Genomic DNA, 20008 nt, shown 5'->3' on the forward strand with positions numbered 1-20008 from the left:
TTCAGGCCTCCATGGCGGGTTCTTCGGGCCGGACGCGGTCCGGGCGTGGTTCGTGGAACTTGCTGTCGACCGGTTTGACCATCAGGTTGGCCGCAAAGCCGATGACGAGCAGCCCCACCATGGTCAGCAGCGCCGGCTGGTAGGACGCGGCGGTGAGCTGGCCGGGCTTGCCCTGGGCATCCAGGAACGCGTTGACGATCAGCGGCCCGGCAATACCGGCCGCGGACCACGCCGTCAGGAGCCGGCCGTGGATCGCGCCGACCTGGAACGTGCCGAACAGGTCCCGCAGGTAGGCCGGGACGGTCGCGAAGCCGCCGCCGTAGAACGAGATGATGACGAACGCGAGCGCCACGTAGAGGAACGTGGTGCTCGAGCCGGCCAGCGCCAGCACCGTGTAGAGCACGGCGCCGACGCCGAGGTACATCATGTAGATCCGCTTGCGGCCGGTCACGTCGGAGGTGGCGGACCAGGCGAAGCGGCCGGACATGTTGCCGATCGAGAGCAGCCCGACGAAGCCGGACGCGACGGCGGCGCTGACCAGGGACACGCCGTCGGACTGCCGGAAGAAGTCCTGGATCATCGGAGCGGCCTGCTCCAGGATGCCGATCCCGGCGGTGACGTTGCAGAAGAGTGCGATCCAGACCAGCCAGAACTGCCGTGTCTTGACGGCGTTCTTGGCGGAGACGTTGTCCGTGGTGACGAGCGTGGCGGCCTTGACCTTGGAGGCGTCGAAGCCGGCCGGCTTCCAGCCATCGGCCGGGACCTTGATGGTGAACGCGCCGAACAGCATGTAGGCGAGGTACACGGCGGCGAGGGTCAGGAAGAGCTTGCCGACGGAATCGCCGCTGGCCACCCAGCCCTTGGCCCCGGAGTTGGGGTCGTACATTTTCAGCAACGCGGTGGACACCGGGCTGGCGATCAGGGCGCCCCCGCCGAAGCCCATGATGGCCATGCCGGTCGCGAGGCCCGGCCGGTCCGGGAACCATTTGATCAGGGTGGAGACCGGTGAGATGTAGCCGATGCCCAGCCCGATGCCGCCGATGAAGCCGTAGCCGAGGTAGACCAGCCAGAGCTGGCCGCTGAAGATGCCGAGCGAACCGATCAGGAAGCCGCTGGCCCAGAACATCGCCGACGTGAACATCGCCTTGCGCGGTCCGTTCTTGTCCACCCAGGTGCCCATAATGGCGGCCGAGAGGCCCAGCATCACGATGGCGATCGAGAAGATCACGCCGATCTCGGTCAGGCTGGCGCCGAAGTGCTTCACCAGCGCCGTCTTGTAGACGCTCGTCGCGTACGCCTGCCCGATGCACAAATGCACGGCGAGCGCCGCGGGTGGGACCAGCCACCGGTTGAATCCCGGTGGGGCGATAGTTCGTTCACGGTCCAGCCAGCCCATAAGTGCTCCCTTGCTTGTCGCAGACAACGTCGTCCCAGCGGCATAGAGGCGAAGGACCTCCAATTTGGGCCGTTGCCTTCGGCAATCATGGTGCAGATCATCAGCAAACGTATTAGTTCTGCGCCGAGTGGTAGGAAATCCGCGACAAGCGGTCAGGAATGTCCTTGCCGGGCCTACTTTCCGTGTCGTACTTTCCGTGTCCTACTTTCCGAGCCCGGCTCGTCGCAGCGCCTCGGCCATCGCCGTGTTGGCGGGAGCCGGGGCCGGCGCCGTTTTGGCAGCTGCCGTTTTGGTAGCTGCCGGCCCCGGAGTAGACCGCTGCGGCTGCCGGCCGGGCTGTCGGCCGGGCTGCCGCGGCGCAGTCTGGGGCGCCGCCTGCCGCGAACGGTCCGGCTGTTGGGCCGCCCGTCCGCCAGCGGCTGCCGGTTCGTCGTCGAGCCGCAGCGTCAGCGAGATCCGCTTCCGCTCCGGATCCGCCTCCAGCACTTTGACCCGCACCACCTGGCCGGACTTGACCACGTCATGCGGGTCGGAGACGAAGCGGTTGGCGAGCGCGGAGACGTGCACGAGGCCATCCAGGTGGACCCCGACGTCGACAAACGCGCCGAACGCCGCGACGTTCGTGACGGTCCCCTCCAGCACCATCCCGGGCCTGAGGTCGGAGATCTTCTCGATGCCCTCCGAGAACGTCGCGGCCGCGAACGCCGGACGCGGGTCGCGGCCCGGCTTGTCGAGCTCGGCGATGATGTCCTGGACCGTGGGCAGGCCGAAGGAGCCGTCCACGAAGTCCTGCGGGTTCAAGGTGGCGTAACTGCCCGCCGCCGGTCCCTTCCCGCCCGCGGCGGCTTTGATCCTCCGCGCCACCGGGTACGCCTCCGGGTGCACGCTGGAGGCATCCAGCGGCTCCGCTCCCCCGGTGATCCGCAGGAAGCCGGCACACTGCTCGAACGCCTTGGCGCCGAGCCGCGGCACCTTCTTCAGCTCGCTGCGTTTGTGGAACGGGCCGTGCTCGTTCCGGTAAGCGACGATGTTCTCGCTCAGCAGCGGCCCGACGCCGGCGACGCGGCTCAGCAGCGCCGGGGAGGCGGTGTTGACGTCCACCCCGACGGCGTTCACGCAGTCCTCGACGACGGCATCCAGGCTGCGGTCCAGCTTCGCGGCGGTGACGTCGTGCTGGTACTGCCCGACGCCGATCGACTTCGGCTCGATCTTCACCAGCTCCGCGAGCGGATCCTGCAGCCGCCGCGCGATCGACACGGCCCCGCGCAGGGACACGTCCATGCCGGGCAGTTCCGCGGCGGCCAGCGCCGACGCGGAATAGACCGAGGCGCCGGCCTCCGACACCACCACCTTCTGCGGCTTGCTGACCGGGGTGCTGCCGGTTGTGCCGGCCGGCGTGCTCCCCGGCGTGCCGGCTGCGCCCGCGGTGAGCTGCTTGAGCAGTTCAGCGGCGAGTTTGTCCGTCTCCCGGGAGGCGGTGCCGTTGCCGATCGCCACGAGTTCGACGGCGTGCTTCCGCGCCAGGTTCACCAGCGTCCGCAGCGCCTCGTCCCACTTCCGCGCCGGGGCGTGCGGGTAGATGGTGTCGGTCGCGACCACCTTGCCGGTGCCGTCCACCACCGCGACCTTCACCCCGGTGCGCAGCCCCGGGTCCAGGCCCAGGGTGGCGCGGTTTCCGGCCGGTGCGGCGAGGAGCACGTCCCGGAGGTTGGCGGCGAAGACCCGCACGGCCTCGTCCTCGGCGGCGGCGAACATCCGGCTCCGCAGGTCCGCGGTCAGCCGGGCGAGCACCCGCGAGCGCCAGGCCAGCTGGGCGGTCTGCAGCAGCCAGGCATCGGCGGGCCTGCCGCGGTCGGCGACCCCGAGGAACCGGGCCACAACGGCCTCGTACCGGCCGCGCGCGGCGGTGAGTGCGGCGTCGTCGTTCGGTTCAGCCTCGGCGAGATCCAGCTCCAGGACCCCGTCCTTTTCGCCGCGCAGCAGTGCCAGGACGCGGTGCGAGGGCATTCCGGACGGCTGCTGGGAGAACTCGAAATAATCCTTGAACTTCTGTCCCTCGGCGTCCTTGCCCTTCTTCACCCGGGACACCATCCGGCCCTGGGTCCAGAGCCGTTCGCGCAGGGTGGCGGCCAGGTCGGCGTCCTGGGCGACGCGTTCCACCAGGATGGAGCGGGCGCCGGCGAGCGCGGCGGCGGCGTCTTCGATGGCGTGTTCGGTGTTGAGGTACTTGTTGGCTTCCCGCCCCGGATCCAGCTCGGGCCGTTTCAGCAGCGCGTCGGCGAGCGGCTCCAGTCCGGCCTCGCGGGCGATCTGCGCCTTGGTCCGCCGCTTGGTCTTGAACGGCAGGTAGATGTCCTCGAGCCGGGACTTCGTGTCGGCGCCGACGACGGCGGCCTGCAGTTCCGGGGTCAGCGCACCCTGAGCGGCAATCGCCTCGAGGATGGTCCGGCGGCGGACTTCGAGCTCGCGCAGGTACCGCAGCCGCTCCTCCAGGTCGCGGAGCTGGGTGTCGTCCAGCGTCCCGGTGACCTCCTTGCGGTACCGGGCGATGAAAGGCACGGTGGACCCGGCGTCGAGCAGGTCCACGGCCGCCTTCACCTGCCAGGCCAGCACGCCGAGCTCGGCGGCGATCTGGGCCGCGATGCCGGACTCCTGGGTGTGCGGCGCCTGGGCCTTGGCGGACACGGTCCCGGAGGACGGCGCTTTGAGAGGCGGGGTGTTGGCGGACGGCGCCTTCGGGGGCGTTGCGGAGGCTGACGGGGAAGGGCGCTGCGGGAGTTGGGTCACCCTGCCATTTTGCCTTACCGGGTTGTTACCCTGCGGTGCCGGGGGCGGGACGGGGCGGCTCTACGTCCTGAAGGACTTCGTTGCGGCGGAGGAACCAGGGCTTGAACGGCGGATCGAAGCGGGCGAACCGTGGGAGTCCGACGGCGGTCACACCGGCCGCGGCCAGCGCCCCTTGCAGCGCCTGGTTCCGTTTTTCGAACGCGCTCTCTGATCCGCTGCCGGAGAAACTGAGGGCGGCCGTCAGGGAACCGGGGACTGTCCGGATTTTGACGTCCGGATTCGTTGGGACCGGCGCGGTTTCCGCGGTCGTCCCGGCCGGCAGGACGAAGGCCACGGTGTACCCGGCGGCGTCCCCGCTACCGGTCAGGGATCCGCGCTGAAGCACCGGGGCGGTCATGGCGAGCTTCTGCGACGGGCCGGGTACCTGCACTACCGGGGCGGTCATTGCCACCGTTTGCCGGGCAGTGTTCTTGCCGCTGATGTAGTTGAAGAGGTGCCGGAAGGCCGCATTGCCGGCCCGGTCGAACGTCGCGTGCACCTGCACCTCTGCGACCACATACGCGGGATAGCGGCGCAGCTCGAAAGCCGGGAAGCGCTGGACCAGTTCGAAGGGCTGCTGTTCGGTCATCGTCTTCAGAACCTTACGCCGGGCCTCCGACCGGAACCAGTCCCTTGCACCTGCCCTACTCACAGGATTGTCGGAGGGCTTTGATAGCTTGAGGAGTAGGCGGCGGACTGCGAAGACCGCGCATCTGTTCAACACCGCATCCAGACACCACCGCAGCTGGACAGCACCGCATCAACATCGGGGGCATTGTGTTTTTTCTTGAACCGGAAGTACCGGGTTCCACACCGGATCTGGTCTTCTCCGCGAGCGACCTCGTGATCGCGGCCAGCTGCGAGTACCAGCTGCTCCGGAAGCTCGATGAAAAAGCGGGCCGCTCGCCTAAAGCAGTTTTCGCCGACGACGAGATGCTCAAGCACGCCGCCGTGCTGGGCGACCTCCACGAACGCAAGGTCCTCGACAGTTTCGTCGCGGAGTTCGGCCACTGGGATCCGGCCACCGGGCACGGCGTCTACGACGTCGTCCCGGCCGAGTCCATGGACCGCACGACGCTGCAGGCCAAGCACCGGGAGTCCATCGATGCCCTGCGCTCCGGCGCCGACGTGGTGTTCCAGGCGGCGTTCTTCGACGGCCAGTTCCACGGCCGGTCCGACTTCCTGGTCCGGCAGGCTGACGGCAGCTACGCGGTGTTCGACACCAAGCTGGCCCGCCACGCGAAGGTGACCGCCCTGCTCCAGCTGGCGGCCTATGGCGATCAGCTGGTGAAGGCCGGGATTACACCGTCCCCGGCGGTGACCCTGGTCCTGGGCGCCACGGTCCCGCTCGCGGGCGGCGGCTTCGACTATGTCCGCAGCCACCACAAACTTGCCGAGATCCTGCCGGTCTTCCGGGAGCGGCGGGACCGCTTTCTGGCGATGACGTCCGCGCATCTGGCGCAGCCCCACACCGTGCGGTGGGGTGCGCCCGGGCTCAGCGCCTGCGGCCGCTGCGACTACTGCCACGAGCAGGTCGTGGCCACCGACGATCTGCTCCTGGTGGCGCGGATGAATTCGTCGCGGCGCAAGGCACTGCACCAGGACGGCATCCGGACTGTCCGGGCGTTCGCGGAAGCCACTCTCGTGAACCCGAACGCCTCGCTGCAGCGTCTGCAGGCCCAGGCCCGGATGCAGAGCGGTCTCGGCGCTGCGGATGGGGAGGTCCGGTTCGTCAAGGACGGCGAAGCGCACACCATTCGTTTTGGGGTGATTCCGGAAAACACGCTCGCCGAAATCCCCCCGCCCAGCGAGGGTGACATTTTCTTCGACTTCGAGGGCGATCCGCTGTGGCAGGAAAGCGCGACCGGCGTCTGGGGCCTGGAGTATTTGTTCGGCGTCATTGAGGCTCCGACGGGGCCCGGTGTCCCGGGGATTTTCCGGCCATTCTGGGCGCACAGCCGGGAGGCGGAGAAGCAGGCTTTCCTTGATTTCCTCGACTACGTGGAAAAACGCCGGCGGGACTATCCGGACATGCACGTCTACCACTACGCCGCCTACGAGAAGACGGCGCTCCGGAAGCTCTCCGTGCTGCACGTTGCCGGCGAAGACATCGTTGACGAGTGGCTGCGGGAAGGCCTCCTGGTGGACCTCTACCAGACGGTCCGGAACAGCATCCGCATCTCCGAGAACTCCTACAGCATCAAGAAACTCGAGCCGCTGTACATGGGGAACAATTTGCGCTCCGGGGACGTGAAGGACGCCGGCGCCTCGGTGGTGGCCTACGCGCACTTCTGCGACGCCCGCGACGACGGCCGGGCTGAGGAAGCGGCCACGATCCTCGCGGGGATCTCCGACTACAACGAATACGACTGCCTCTCCACGCTGGAGCTGCGGAACTGGCTCCTGGGCCTGGCCCGGGAGCGCGGCACGAAGCCGGGCGACTACGGCACCGGCGGCGCCGCCTCCGCGGCCACGTCCAAAGCGGTCGACGGCGGCGCGGCCACAGCGCTGGACACCAGCCAGGGCGCCGCTGACCTGGACCCGCTGGAAGGGGCGCTGGGCGGGCTGGCGAGTGCCGGCGACGGGCTGTCCGAGTCTGACCGGAAGGCGGTGTCGATGCTGGCGGCGGCGGTCAGCTATCACCGCCGGGAGCGGAAGGCGTTCTGGTGGGCGCACTTCGACCGCTGCGAAAACGGCCCGGACACGCATCACCAGCAGGACCGCAACGTGTTCCTCGTCGAGGACGCGAAGGTGCTCGAGGACTGGTGGAAAGACGGCGCCAAGCTCCCGGAGCGGAAAGTGAAGCTGATCGGCACGGTCAGTCCGGGCTCGGACCTCCGCGAGGGCAGCAAATGGTTCCGCATGTATGAGCCACCGCTGCCGGCCGGACTGGAGGGCACGGGAATCAACGGGACCGGACGCAACGGGTGGTTCGGCACCGAGGTTCTGGAGCTCGGTCACGAGGACGGCAGGGATACCGTCGTCATCCGGGACAAGCTCCGCAAGGCCACCGAACCGTACAGCCAGGTCCCGGTTGCGCTGACCGAAGACCAGCCCATCCAGACCAAGGGCCTCGAGGACGCGCTGGCGGCACTGGCCTCCACCGTGGCCGCGGCACTGCAGTCCAATCCGCCCGTCTTTCCGCAACATCCCGCGCTCGATCTCCTCCGCCGCGTTTCGCCGCGGCTCAGCTCCGGCGCGAAACTGCCCGCGCCCGGGGAAGGACCGGACCGCTTCATCGACGCGATCACGGCGGCCGTCGCCGCCCTGGACCACTCCTACGTTGCGGTGCAGGGACCGCCCGGGACCGGCAAAACCCACGTGGGCTCGCACGTCATCGCCCGGCTGGTTGCCCGCGGTTGGAAGGTCGGCGTTGTTGGCCAGTCCCACGCGGTGGTGGAGAACCTGCTGACGACGGCAGTAACCAAGGCCGGCGTCGACCCGTCCCTGGTGGCCAAGGATATGAAACACGCGGAGCCCCTCCCCTGGCAGCAGCGCTCGGCCAAAGATGTGGCGCGCCTGCTCAGCTCGCCCGGCGGGGCGCTCATCGGCGGCACGGCGTGGACAATGACGGGAGCCAACGTCCCGGCCGGCTCCCTGGACCTGCTGGTAATCGACGAGGCCGGGCAGTTCTCCCTGGCCAACACCCTCGCCGTGACGCAGGCCAGCAGCCGACTGCTGCTGCTCGGCGATCCACAGCAGCTGCCGCAGGTCAGCCAGGGCGCCCATCCCGAGCCCGTGGATGAGTCGGCTCTGGGCTGGGTTTCCGCCAGTCATGCCACCCTCCCGCCGGAACTTGGCTACTTCCTGGCCGCCTCGTGGCGGATGACGTCCGAGCTCTGCCGGGCCGTCTCGGAACTCTCCTATGAAGGAAAACTGCGCTCGGCCCCGGCGGCGGACCTCCGTCGGCTCGACGGAGCTCCGGCCGGGATCGAAACCGTTCTGGTGGAGCACAGCGGCAACGTCACGTCCTCGACCGAGGAAGCCGCCGAAGTCGTCCGGCAGGTGCGGCGCCATCTGGGGCTGAGCTGGCACACCGAACAGGGCACCCGGCCCCTCAGCGCCGCCGACATCCTGGTCGTGGCCGCCTATAACGCCCAGGTCAACGTGATCCGCGGCGCTCTGGAAAGCGCCGGGCTCGCGGGCGTGCGGGTGGGAACCGTGGACAAGTTCCAGGGCCAGGAAGCCGCCGTAGTGATTGTGTCGATGGCGTGCTCGGCGGTGGCCGAAGCGCCGCGGGGCATGGAATTCCTGCTCTCACGCAACCGGATCAACGTGGCGGTGTCCCGCGGCCAGTGGCGGGCCGTCGTGGTCCGGGCCCCTGAGCTGACGAATTACCTGCCCGCGCATCCCGAGGGCCTGGAGCAGCTGGGCGGGTTCATCGGCCTGTGCCAGCGCTCCGTCACCGCCAGCCGGTAGGACATGCCCAGTCCTGGCTCTCGCGAGCGCGGGACATGCCCAGTCTTCACCCCCGGCCCCGCGGGACATGCCCATTCCTTAACGCGCCCAGTGGGCAGAGTGGCATTCTGCCCACTGTTCGTGGCCGCGGCGGGACATGTCCCGTGGTGGGCGTCCCCGCGGCGGGACATGTCCCGTGGTGGGCGTCCCCGCGGCGGGACATGTCCCGTGGTGGGCGTCCCCGCGGCGGGTACCAGGTGTGGCGGGGCTCCTCAGGCAGGCGCCGGACCTGAGGCGGCCGTCTCAGGGACGGCCTCGGACTGCAGGAGTGCTTCATCCAGGACGGCGCCGAAGTTCGCCGGGTTGTGCGCGAACCGGCCCAGGAAGAGGCCGGACACGCCGTCGAGCGTCGGCAGAAGTCCTGGCTTGGCCGAGCCGCCGTAGATGACGGGCAGGTTCTCGAGTCCGGATGTGGCAAGTTGTCCCCGGAGCTGCCGGACGACGTCGGACACGTGCCCGGCGGCGGCCGGCTCCGCGGCACCGATGGCCCAGACGGGTTCGTAGGCGATGACGAGGCCCGCGGCGAGGTCCCAGTCGCCTTCAACGGCTGAGCGGATCTGGCGGTAGACGTAGTCAGCGGCGGCCGCAGGCCCGCCCCGGTCAGGCTCTCCGACGCACAGCAGCGGCGTGAGCCCGGCGTCATCCGCCGCCCGGACCTTGCGTGCAATCATGGCGTCGTCTTCGCCGAAGTGGCGCCGGCGCTCGGCGTGGCCGATTTCTACGAGCCGGACTCCGAGCTCCGCGAGCATGGACGGGGCAACCTCCCCGGTCCACGGGCCGTCGGCCCAGCCGCAGTTCTGGGCGCCGAGCACCAGCCGCGAACCCGCCAGCAGCTGCTTGGCCGCGGGCAGTACGGGGAACGACGGAATGACAAACGGGACAACCCGCCCGGCCGCGAGGGCCGGGCGGGTGTCCACTTCACGGCGCAGCTGCCCCAGCCAGTCCAGGCTGTCCTGGTAGCCCAGGTACATCTTGGTGCTGACACCGACCAGGATGCTGCCATTGGTGGTCTGGCCGGGGTGGTGCTGCTGCATTGTTGGGGCTTTCTACTGGATCCAGGTGAGCTGAGCTGGACAGACGGTTACTGCTCCAGCAGCTCGTCCGCCTTGTTCTTGAACCGTTTGGTGGCGAACATCATCGCCGCGGCCAGGAACGGCAGCACACCCAGCGCGTAGACGCCCATGGTTCCTGTGTCGGAGGCCGTCATCTGGTTGACCGAGGTCCGCAGGATCGGGGCGACAAAGCCGCCCAGATTGCCCAGCGAGTTGATCAGGCCGATGCCTGCTGCGGCAGCCGTACCGGTGAGGAACGCCGTCGGGTAGGACCATGCGATGGGGCCGATGGACAGGAAGCTGCATACGGCAAGGGTGATGAAGATGATGCCCAGCGCCGGAATGTGGTTCGCGCCGGCCCACGCGGAGCCGAAGATGCAGAGCCCGGTGGAGATGAACAGCCCGGTGCCCCAGACGCGGCGGCGGTACACGGTGTTGGCGGCCCGGCCGATGAAGTAGCAGGCGAAGATGCCAAAGAACCACGGGATCGCAGCCATCAGGCCGACGGCGAGGCCGACCTTCTGGCCGGTCAGCTGGGCCACCTGCTGCGGCAGGTAGAACGTCACACCGTACACGGCAATCTGGAGGCAGAAGTAGATGACGGTGAAGTACCAGACCTTGCCGTTCTTCATGGCGGCGAGCACGCCGCGCGGGCCGGACTCTTCCTTGACGGTGTCCTCCAGCGCCATGACCTCCAGGAGTGCGTTCTTCTCGTCCTTGGTGAGGAATTTGGCGTCCTGCGGGCTGTTGATGAGGAAGAAGAACGCAGCGATACCGGCGACAACGGCCAGCATGCCTTCAACGAAGAACATCACCTGCCAGCCTTGGACGCCGGGCACCTGGTCGCCGATGTTGATCAGCCAGCCGGAGAGCGGCGCGCCCATCATCTGCGAGAAGGGCTGCGCCAGGTAGAAGATGGCGAACATCCTGACGCGGACCTTGTTCGGGAACCAGGCAGCGAGGAACATGATGACGCCCGGGAACAGGCCGGCCTCGGTGACACCGAGCAGGAACCGCAGGATGATGAATGACGTCTCACCCTGGACGAAGGCGAAGCACGCGGAGACGATGCCCCAGGTGATGGCGATGCGGGCCAGCCAGACTTTGGCGCCGAACTTCGTCAGGAGCAGGTTGCTCGGGATTTCGAACAGGGCGTAACCGATGAAGAAGATCCCGGCACCCAGGGCATAGGCGCCGGCAGTGATGCCCTTGTCCACGCCGAGGGCGGCCTCGGCGAAGCCCACATTGGTGCGGTCCAGGAAGGCCACCACATACAGGATGACCAGCATGGGCATGAGCCGGCGGGACGCCTTGGAGATCGCCGATTTCAGGACCGGGGTCTCCAGAAGGTCCCTGGTGGACGTTGTTACAACGGACATCAAAACTCCTCGTCGAGCAGATTAATTGAGTGAATCAGGTGGGTGGAGCAGGCAAACGTGGTGCTCTAGCGGGAAAAGGCGATGATCAGAACCCCGGCCAGGCAGGCCAGGATCCCGACGGCGAGGTAGATCTTCCGTCCCCTGCTCCACGACGCGAATCCGGAGACTGCGGTCTTACTCGGTTGTGCCACGGTGCTTCTTCCTTAGTGCATGTAGAGTCCGCCATCCACATTCAGCGTCTGGCCGGAGATGTACCCGGCGTCCTCGCTGATGAGGAAGGCGATGGCGGCCGCGATGTCCCGGGTGGAGCCCACCCGGTTCACTACGAGGTCTTTGGTGAGGTCATCCTTGCGTTCCTGGCTCAGGGTGCCGCCCATGATGTCCGTGTCGATGGGGCCCGGCGAGATGGCGTTGACCGTGATGTCGTATTCACCGAGTTCGCGGGCGGTCGAGCGGGTCAGGCCGATCACGCCGGCCTTGGCCACCGAGTACGGGGTCTTGGAGTAGGTTCCGCCGCCGCGCTGCGCGGAGACGGAGGAGATGTTCACGATGCGGCCGATCCGGTTCTTGACCATGGACTCGGCGACCCGGCGGGTGGCGTAATGGACGCCGTTGAGGTTGATGCTAAGGACCCGGTCCCACTCGGCCGCGTCGAGTTCCAGGTACGGGACCGGGGAGCTCACGCCGGCCACGTTGGCGAGAGCCACAATCTGCGGCAATTCGGCCTCGATCGCGTCGATGGCTGCGCGGACGGACGCTTCGTCGCTGACATTGGCGCCGGCGCCGAACGCCTTTACGCCGTGCTCCGCCGCCAGTTCCTTGGCGGCGGCCTTGCACCGGGCGTCATCCAGATCGATGATGCCGACGTTCCAGCCCTGCGCCGCCAGGTAGTTTGCGGTCGCACGGCCGATGCCGCGCTCGGAAACGGCGCCGGTGATGATCGCGGTGCGTTCCGTGGGGAAAGTGCTCATAAAGCTGCTCCTGAAAGGGTAAAAGTAGGCGTGGCGGGGCTCAGTTGATGGGGGCGGGGCCAAGCTCGTCGATGAGCTTCTGCATGGCCACGTACGCCTTGTTCCGGTAGGCGATGAGCTCGGGCGTGCGCTCGGCGGGGACGTTGAGGAAGCCGGCGCCGGTCTTGGTGCCCAGCTTCCCGGCGTCGACGAGCTCGCTGAGGATCTTCGGCGTCGCAAAGCGCTCCGGGAATTCCGTCTGCAGCGACTTGTAGCAGAAGTTGTAGACGTCCAGCCCTGCCATATCGGCGATGGCGAACGGTCCGAAGAACGGCAGCCGGAAGCCGAACGTGGTGCGGACCAGGGTGTCGATATCCTCCGCCGTCGCGATCTCCTGCTCCACCAGCTGGGCGGCCTCGTGGAACAGGGCGTACTGGAGGCGGTTGAGTACGAAGCCGGTGACGTCCTTGACGACGGCGGTCTGCTTGCCGGCGGCGTGGACCAGTTCGCGGACGGCGCCGATGGTGCTGGCCGAGGTGCCGGCGTGAGGGATGATCTCCACGCCGGGGATGAACGGCGAGGGGTTGGAGAAGTGCACGCCCAGGAACCGCTCCGGGTTGGTGACGGGCTCGGACAGCTCCGCGATGGAGATCGTGGACGTGTTGGACCCGATGATGGCGTCCGGGCGGGCGGCCGCGCTGATGCGCGCCAGCGTCTGGTGCTTGATCGCGATGATCTCGGGGACGGCTTCCTCGATGAAGTCGGCGTCCGCCACTGCTTCCTCGATGTCCCGGGCGGCCCAGAGGTTTTCCTTCAGGATGGCGGTGGAGCCTGCCGGGAAGAGCCCGGCGGCGACGAATTCGTCGGATTCGACCAGCAGCCGCTCGTAGTTCTTTTGCGCCACTTCGGCCGAGACGTCGGCCAGGGCGACCCGGGCACCGCCGAGCGCGAGGACCTGTGCGATGCCGCCGCCCATGTAGCCGGAGCCGACGACGGCGATCCTGCGGGCGGCGTTAACGGCGGCTGCGTTGTTCGTTGATTCGGTCATGGTCAGACTGCCTTCGTGTATTCGGGCTCGTAGGAGCCGATGGCGTCCACCTTGGCGGCGGAGGAAGAGGTTTCGTCGAAGCGGTGGCCCAGCCATTGGGTGACGAGGTTCTTGGCGAGTTCCAGGCCGATGACGCGCTGGCCCATCGTGAGGACCTGGGCGTTGTTGCTCAGCACCGAGCGTTCCACGGAGTAGCTGTCGTGAGCGGTGACTGCGCGGATTCCGGGTACCTTGTTGGCCGCGATGGCCACCCCCAGGCCGGTGCCGCAGATCAGCAGGGCACGGTCCGCTTCGCCCTCGGCCACTTTCCTGGCCGCCTCGACAGCGACGTGCGGGTAAGCGGTGGAGTCATTGGCGCCGACTCCGATGTCCTGCACGGAGGCAACGCGGGGATCCGCTTCCAGGAGTGCTTTAAGGGCGTTCTTGTATTCGACGCCGGCTTCGTCGTTCCCGACGACGATGCGCCAGCCTGTGGTTGCGCTCATGCTTCTGCTCCTTGCTTGGCCGGCTCGGAGTGAGCGAGCCGCGTTCCTGTGCTGGACGTGTCGATGTGTACGGAAATCCGGGTGGCGATGAGCGCGAAGGACACCGCGCCGGGGTCGGGGTGTCCGAGGCTTTTTTCGGCGAGCGGGCGGGCCCGGCCTTTGAGCGGACGCAATCCGGACGTCCCGTCCGCGGCGGCAGTGGCGGCCTCCGCTGCTGCGGCGAGCGAGGCAGCCACTGAGGTGCCGGCGTCGAAGGCGGTGAGGAAAGAGTCCCGGAACGGCACTAAGGCGTCCACCATGGTCTTGTCGCCCAGTTCGGCCTTGCCGAGCTCGGTGATCGCGTCAACGAAGGCCGTGACCGCGGCGGCTGCGTCCTCGCCGCTGTAGCTGTCCTGGTTGCCCAGGGCCTGTCCGGCCGCGATGATCGCCGAGCCCCAGAGGGCGCCGGAGGTGCCGCCGGCCCGTTCGCTCCAGGCCTCCCCCGCCGCGGTCAGGATGCGCGACGGCGACGCGCCGCCGTCGTCCGACGCGGCCTGCTCGGCCGCGGCGACTGCCGCATCCACGCCGCGGCGCATGCCGATCCCGTGGTCGCCGTCGCCGGCGACGGCATCCAGCCGGCCAAGTTCTTCCTCATGCTCAATGATCACGTGCTGCGTCTGGCCGAGGAGGTCGGCCGCCAGCCGGCCGAAGGCTGCCGCCGCTGCGGTGGGCCGTTCGACGTCGGCGGTCTCTGCAACGTCCGGGCCGGCGAGTTCGCGGCGGGCGCGGGGCGCCAGGTTTCCCTTGCGGAACGCGGGGGTGTCTGCCGGGGCGGCCCAGTACTGCTCGAGTTCCTCGTCCAGCCAGAGCAGCGTCAGGGAGAGTCCGGACATGTCCAGGCTGGTGACGAGTTCGCCGCATTCGGGCTCCACCACGGTGAGTCCGGTCGCGGTGAGGAGCTTCTCGATCTTGCCGAACAGCAGGAAGAGTTCGTCGTACTTGACCGTGCCGAGGCCGTTGACGATCGCGACGACGCGGGTGCCGGCGTCGTCCGGTTTGTCGGCAAGGAGCCGGCTGACCAGGAGGTCAGCCAGTTCAGAGGCGGTGGGCATGGGGTGATCGGAGATGCCCGGTTCGCCGTGGATGCCCAGCCCGAGGGACATGTGCCCCGCCGGGACCGTGAACAGCGGCGCATCCGCGCCCGGCAGGGTACACCCGTCGAAGGCCACGCCGAGGGAGCGGGTGCGGTAGTTGGTCCGGATGGCCAGCCGTTCGACGTCGTCCAGGCTCAGTCCGGCCTCCGCGGCGGCGCCGGCGATCTTGAAGACCGTCAGGTCCCCGGCGATGCCGCGGCGCTTCTCGATCTGGTCGAGCGGGGCGCTGGCGATGTCGTCGGTGACCAGGACGGTGCGGGTCTCAATGCCTTCGGCGTTGAGGCGCAGCTGGGCCTGGCCGAAGTGCAGGACGTCACCGGCGTAGTTGCCGTAGCTCAGCAGCACGCCGCCGCCGGCGTTGGCGGCCCTGGCCACGCGGTAGACCTGACCGGCCGCGGGCGAGGCGAACATGTTGCCGCAGGCCGAGGCGGTGGCCAGGCCCGGTCCGACGAGGCCGGCGAAGGCCGGGTAGTGCCCGGACCCGCCGCCGACCACCAGGGCGACCTGCCCGGCCGGGACCTCGGTGGCGCGGACGACGCCGCCGTCGACACGGGCCACGTAGCCGCGGTTGGCCGCCACGAAGCCGTCCAGTGCCTCATCCGCGAAATCAGCGGGATTGTCGAAGATCTGCGTCATGGTTCCTCATTGAATCCGTCTTGGAGAACTAGTGCTGTGGGGAGTGAGCTGAGTTGGAGCTGGGTGGTGCGGCCGCCCCGAAAGGGTTTGACGGCCGCACCACGCGCCGCGTCAGACGCTGGCGAGAGCCGTGGCCGCGGGCAGCTGCCGGCCTTGGGCCACCTGGCTCTTGCCGAGGGCGTAGCCGTCGGTTTTCGGCAGGATCTGGCGGCGGAGGTAGTCCTGGTTGCTGGCCGTAACGCTGAGGCCGTCGCCGCCGTAGTGCTCGGTGCAGAGGATGCCCTGGAAGCCAACGGAGAGCGCCACCTTGAACGCCTCGCGATAGTTGATCAGGCCGGATTCCATCGGGGCCGGCATCGCCACGTAGGTGTCCCGGGCCACGTCCTCGTCGCGGATGTAGTTCTTCATGTGCCAGTAGTTCGAGTACGGCAGGGTCTTCGCGACCACCTCGCGCCAGTCCTCGATCGGGCGGTGCAGCCGGATCAGGTTCCCGATGTCCGGGTTCAGGCCGACATTGTCGAGCCCGATGTCCTGGACGAGCTGCACGGACGAGTCCGCGGTACCCAGGTAGGTGTCCTCGTACATTTCGAGCGAGAGGAGGATGCCCGCCTCCGCCGCGTGCCGGCCGAGTTCGCGGAGCCGGGTGACGGCTTTGCCCCAGGTTTCCTTGTCGCCCACCGGGTCCTTGTGGCCTTCAAGGGTCCAGAACCAGAGCTGTTTCTGCTGCTCGGCCGTCAGCGCCTGGTGCAGCCCGAAGGAGACGACTTCGCAGCCGAGTTCGGCGGCGGCGTCGATCGTTCGGTGGCTGTAGGCCAGGTTCTCTTCCCAATTCCGCTCTTCGATCACGCTGCGGCGAATGGCGGAGATGACGGGGATGCCGATGCCGACAGTTTCGGCGGTCTGCTTGAATTCTGCGAGGCGGGCGGGGCTCAGGTCGCCGGGACGGACCCAGCTGTCGGTAAGGTCCGCATTGGTGAAGCCTGCGTCCTTGACCTCGGTGAGGACTTCGGCCCAGGCGGCGGCGGGGGCGTCGTTGATCTGAATTCCAGCGGCGTCGACGCCGGGAAACTGCAGCAGCGCAGCGGTGATCGGCCAGTTTTCGGCTGTGTAGGCCATGGGTTCACTCCTTCGTGGAATCCTGTTTCCTATAGGATTTACTATCCGTAGAGTGTTGTCAAGATCACATTCGCAGTTTTCGGCTGTAATCGAAGATCCTATAGGGAGCAACCTGGCCGAGGGAGGGTGCCCCGAAAATCTCGGAAGGTGCCGTTCGCTGGGACTGCCGGGAAAGCTGCGGAACTCGGCCTTGGGCTGGGGTCAGCCGGACATACTCGGGTCCGGGTCAGCCGGCCGGAGCGTCGGCGATGGCGCGGCCACGCACCTTTTGCACATGGTTCGCCATGGCTAGTGCCGCCTTCTCCGGGTCACCGGCTGCGAACGCGTCCAGGACGGACTGGTGCTCGGCGATGGCGTACTCGGCGTCGGTGATGCCCACTCCCCCGAAGAGGCGGAAGCGCTGGACCTGCCCCCCGAGAGCTGCGTAGGCGGCGACCATAAACTGGTTGCCGGTCTGTTCCGCAATCAGCCGGTGAAACCTCTCATCGGCTTCCAGGTAGTCGCGGTACTCGGCAAACGACGGACCCCTCGGCGCTGTCTTGAGGTCGGCGACCGCCCGTTCCAGCTTGGCGAGGTGCTCTGGCGTCAAGCGGGCGCACGCGAGGCGGGCGTTGACGGGCTCAATGGCCAGGCGCGCCTCCATGAGCTCGGCAAAGTCTTCCCTGGTGAAGACCGGTGCGACCCGGTAGCCCTTGAGTGCCACGCGGCGCACCATGCCGGTGTGCTCCAAGCGCGCGAGAGCCTCCCGAACGGGCGTCGGCGACACATCGAGTTCCCGGGCCGTGCCGTCGATGCTCACCACGGCGCCGGGTTCCAGCCGGCCGTCCATGAGCGACGCCAGCAGTTCTTCGTAAACGTGATCAGCCAGGACCTGGCGGCTGACGGTACGGCCTGTGGTGCGGACCTCAGCACGGTCGCCTGGCGAAGCTTGTTGCATGAGCAAATCCTATAGGACTGGCCGAAACGGAAGTCTTTCGAAGACCAACAAGCGACATGCTCAGCCTTGACCTCCGCACCCACAGGTCATGCCCAGTCTTAAACCGGGAACAGTGGGCAGAATGGCACTCTGCCCACTGTTCGTGGCCGCAACGGGACATGTCCAGCGGTGACCTTGGGCCGCGCTGGACATGTCCCCCTGGCGGCGGAGTTGCCGCCCGGGAACCTAGTTCTGGTACGCCGGGTAGTCGGTGTAGCCCAGGGCGCCGTCGGTGTAGAAGGTGGCCGAGTCGGCCACGTTGGTCGGAAGTCCTTCACGCCAGCGGCGGACGAGGTCCGGGTTGGCGATGGCCGGGCGTCCGACGACAACGGCGTCAGCGTGGCCGTCCGCAACAATCGCGGTGGCTTCCTCACGGGTGGTGACGACGCCGAAGCCTGTGTTCAGCAGGAAGGTGCCGTTGAAGCGGGTGCGCAGTTCCTGCACCAGGGCGCTCGTCGGCTCCTTGTGCAGGACGCTCAGGTAGGCGAGGTTCAGGGGCGCCAGGGCATCCACGAGGATCCCGTAGGTTTCCCGGACATCGGCCGCGTCAACCTCCATAGCGCCCTGGACGTTGTGCTCGGGCGAGATGCGGATGCCCACCCGGTCGGCGCCAATGGCGTCCACCACGGCCCGGGTCACTTCGATGACGAAGCGCGCCCGGCTCTCCGGCGAGCCCCCGTAGATGTCGTCGCGCTGGTTGGCGGACGGCGCGAGGAACTCGTGCAGCAGGTAGCCGTTGGCTGAGTGCAGCTCGACGCCGTCGAACCCTGCACCGATGGCGTCGCGGGACCCTGTCACGAATTCCTCGATGATGCCCGGCAGTTCGTCGGTGGTCAGGGCGTGCGGAACGGGGAATGCCTGTTTGCCCTGGTAGGTGCGGGTCTGGCCGTCGATCGCGATGGCACTCGGCGCGACCACCTGGTGACCGCCGTTGGTGTCTTCATGCGTGACGCGTCCGGCGTGCATGACCTGGGCGAAGATGCGGCCGCCCTCGGCGTGCACGGCGGCGGTGACGTCGGCCCAGCCCTTGAGCTGTTCCTCGGTGACCAGGCCCGGCTGGCCCGGGAAGCCCCGGCCGGCATGGCTAGGATACGTGCCCTCACTGACGATCAGGCCGAGGGACGCCCGCTGCCGGTAGTGCTCGGCAACCAGCGGGCCGGGAACGCCCTCCTGGCCGGAGCGGACGCGGGTCAGCGGCGCCATCACCAGTCGGTTGGGCAGTTCCAGCTCGCCGAGAGTCATCGGGGAAAACAGCATGCGCAGTTCCTTTCACAAGGGATTGGGTTCTCTGGCGGCAACTGCGCGGCGCCTGCAACTATTCCGGCCGTGACCCGGATCACTAGGGGTGGACGATGATTTTCACCGCGGTGTCGTTGTGGTTGATCAGGGTGTCGAAGCCCTTGTCCACGAGATCGTCCAGGGCGATTCTTCCCGTGATGAAGGGCTTCAGGTCGACTTTTCCGTCCTGGACGAGTTTGATCGCGGCCGCGTGATCGCCGCAGTAAGCGATGGTGCCGCGGAGGTCGATTTCCTTCAGGACGACCTTCTGCATGTCCACCGTGGCCGGATGTCCCCAGATCGACACGTTGACCACAACGCCCGCCGGCTTCACGACGTCGAGCATGGTGTCCAGCACCGCATTCACGCCGGCACATTCAAAGGCCGCATCCGCCCCGGCGCCGTTGGTCAGTTCCAGCACCCGGGCCTTGACGTCGTCGGAACTCGGGTCCAGAACGTGGTCCGCGACGCCGGAGGAAACCGCTTTGTCCTTCCGGGCAGCGGACAGCTCAGTGACGATCGTGGTGACGCCGAGGCCCTTGAGGACCGCTGCGGTCAGCAGACCAATGGGGCCGGCACCGCCGACGACGGCGACGTTCCCGGCTTTGACGTCGCTCCGGCCGACGGCATGATAGGCCACGGCGAGGGGTTCAATGAGCGCGGCTTCGTCCAGCGGGATGTCGCCGACGGGGTGGACCCACCGGGTGTCGACGACGATCTTCTCACTCAGTCCTCCGCCGCCGCCCGCCAGGCCGATGAAGCCGAGTTTGGTGCAGAGGTTGTAGTGCCCGCTGAGGCACGGACCGCATTCATTGCAGACAATATAGGGTTCCACCACGACGCTGTCTCCGATGGCGAGCCCGGTGACGCCCTCCCCCAGTTCCTCGACCGTGCCGGAAAACTCGTGCCCCAGGGTGACGGGGGCGGCCTCGTGCGACAGCGAGTGGGGATGGCCGGGCGGCGGGGTGAAGATCGGTCCTTCCAGGAATTCGTGGAGGTCCGTGCCGCAGATCCCGCACCACGCGACGGCGATTTTCACTGCGCCGGGGCGCAGCTCCGGCTCGGGGACGTCTTCGATCCGGAGATCCTCGCGGGCGTGGAAGCGTGCTGCTTTCATGGTGTTTTCCTTCGCATTACGGCCGTGGGGGGGGGGGGGGGGGGGGGGGGGAGGAGGGGGGGGGGTGGGGTTGGAGGGGGGGGGTGGTGTTTTATTCGACTCCCCCGCACCCGCGGGCGTCACAGTCAAGATCGCCTCCGGCCACCATCAGGCAGTGG

15 protein-coding genes are annotated in these 20008 nt (G+C 67.8%); 1 reads left to right on the top strand and 14 read right to left on the bottom strand.

Annotated elements, in window-relative coordinates:
- Position 1: 1 nt before the first annotated feature.
- From AC50YM_RS10250 to AC50YM_RS10260, 3 genes are all read right to left on the bottom strand, one after another.
- Entirely contained in the window at positions 2-1396 is a 1395-nt protein-coding gene (locus tag AC50YM_RS10250; RefSeq protein ID WP_494956838.1) for an OFA family MFS transporter, read from the bottom strand.
- Between the two features lie 201 nt (positions 1397-1597).
- Positions 1598-4081, bottom strand: coding sequence for a Tex family protein (locus AC50YM_RS10255; RefSeq protein WP_494956856.1), 2484 nt, complete (start codon positions 4079-4081; stop codon positions 1598-1600).
- Positions 4082-4208: 127 nt separating this feature from the next.
- Positions 4209-4811: an SOUL family heme-binding protein gene (locus AC50YM_RS10260; RefSeq protein ID WP_494956839.1), complete on the bottom strand. Its 603-nt coding sequence runs from the start codon at positions 4809-4811 to the stop codon at positions 4209-4211.
- 188 nt (positions 4812-4999) lie between these two features.
- On the opposite strand from AC50YM_RS10260, the gene AC50YM_RS10265 reads away from it, so the two are divergent.
- A complete protein-coding gene (locus AC50YM_RS10265; RefSeq protein ID WP_494956840.1) occupies positions 5000-8641 on the top strand; it encodes a TM0106 family RecB-like putative nuclease in 3642 nt (1213 codons plus the stop codon).
- 251 nt (positions 8642-8892) lie between these two features.
- On the opposite strand, the gene AC50YM_RS10270 is transcribed toward AC50YM_RS10265, so the two are convergent.
- The 11 genes from AC50YM_RS10270 to AC50YM_RS10320 all read right to left on the bottom strand — a co-directional run bounded on the left by AC50YM_RS10270 (position 8893) and on the right by AC50YM_RS10320 (position 19850).
- The gene (locus AC50YM_RS10270; RefSeq protein ID WP_494956841.1) at positions 8893-9714 is read right to left on the bottom strand and encodes a triose-phosphate isomerase family protein; all 822 of its coding nucleotides are present in this window, start codon (positions 9712-9714) and stop codon (positions 8893-8895) included.
- A 47-nt stretch (positions 9715-9761) separates the two neighbouring features.
- The gene (locus tag AC50YM_RS10275; protein ID WP_494956842.1) at positions 9762-11111 is read right to left on the bottom strand and encodes an MFS transporter; all 1350 of its coding nucleotides are present in this window, start codon (positions 11109-11111) and stop codon (positions 9762-9764) included.
- 65 nt (positions 11112-11176) lie between these two features.
- Positions 11177-11302, bottom strand: coding sequence for a hypothetical protein (locus AC50YM_RS10280; RefSeq protein ID WP_494956843.1), 126 nt, complete (start codon positions 11300-11302; stop codon positions 11177-11179).
- A 12-nt stretch (positions 11303-11314) separates the two neighbouring features.
- Complete coding sequence (locus AC50YM_RS10285; protein WP_494956844.1) at positions 11315-12082, bottom strand: SDR family NAD(P)-dependent oxidoreductase; 768 nt, start codon at positions 12080-12082, stop codon at positions 11315-11317.
- A 40-nt stretch (positions 12083-12122) separates the two neighbouring features.
- Complete coding sequence (locus AC50YM_RS10290; protein ID WP_494956845.1) at positions 12123-13109, bottom strand: 3-hydroxyacyl-CoA dehydrogenase family protein; 987 nt, start codon at positions 13107-13109, stop codon at positions 12123-12125.
- A 2-nt stretch (positions 13110-13111) separates the two neighbouring features.
- Positions 13112-13594: a ribose-5-phosphate isomerase gene (locus AC50YM_RS10295; protein ID WP_494956846.1), complete on the bottom strand. Its 483-nt coding sequence runs from the start codon at positions 13592-13594 to the stop codon at positions 13112-13114.
- Positions 13591-15363, bottom strand: a complete 1773-nt coding sequence (gene dhaL, locus AC50YM_RS10300; RefSeq protein ID WP_494956847.1) for a dihydroxyacetone kinase subunit DhaL — start codon at positions 15361-15363, stop codon at positions 13591-13593. The genes AC50YM_RS10295 and dhaL overlap by 4 nt, the downstream gene beginning before the upstream one ends.
- A 111-nt stretch (positions 15364-15474) precedes the next feature.
- Positions 15475-16479 carry a sugar phosphate isomerase/epimerase family protein gene (locus AC50YM_RS10305; RefSeq protein WP_494956848.1) on the bottom strand — a complete coding sequence of 335 codons (1005 nt, stop codon included), beginning with the start codon at positions 16477-16479 and terminating at the stop codon, positions 15475-15477.
- Positions 16480-16705: 226 nt separating this feature from the next.
- A complete protein-coding gene (locus AC50YM_RS10310) occupies positions 16706-17416 on the bottom strand; it encodes a GntR family transcriptional regulator (protein ID WP_494956849.1) in 711 nt (236 codons plus the stop codon).
- A gap of 225 nt (positions 17417-17641) precedes the next feature.
- A complete protein-coding gene (locus AC50YM_RS10315) occupies positions 17642-18712 on the bottom strand; it encodes an alkene reductase (protein WP_494956850.1) in 1071 nt (356 codons plus the stop codon).
- Between the two features lie 82 nt (positions 18713-18794).
- The gene (locus tag AC50YM_RS10320) at positions 18795-19850 is read right to left on the bottom strand and encodes a 2,3-butanediol dehydrogenase (protein WP_494956851.1); all 1056 of its coding nucleotides are present in this window, start codon (positions 19848-19850) and stop codon (positions 18795-18797) included.
- Positions 19851-20008 lie beyond the last annotated feature (158 nt).

This window comes from Pseudarthrobacter sp. RHLT1-30-1, from assembly GCF_059383415.1.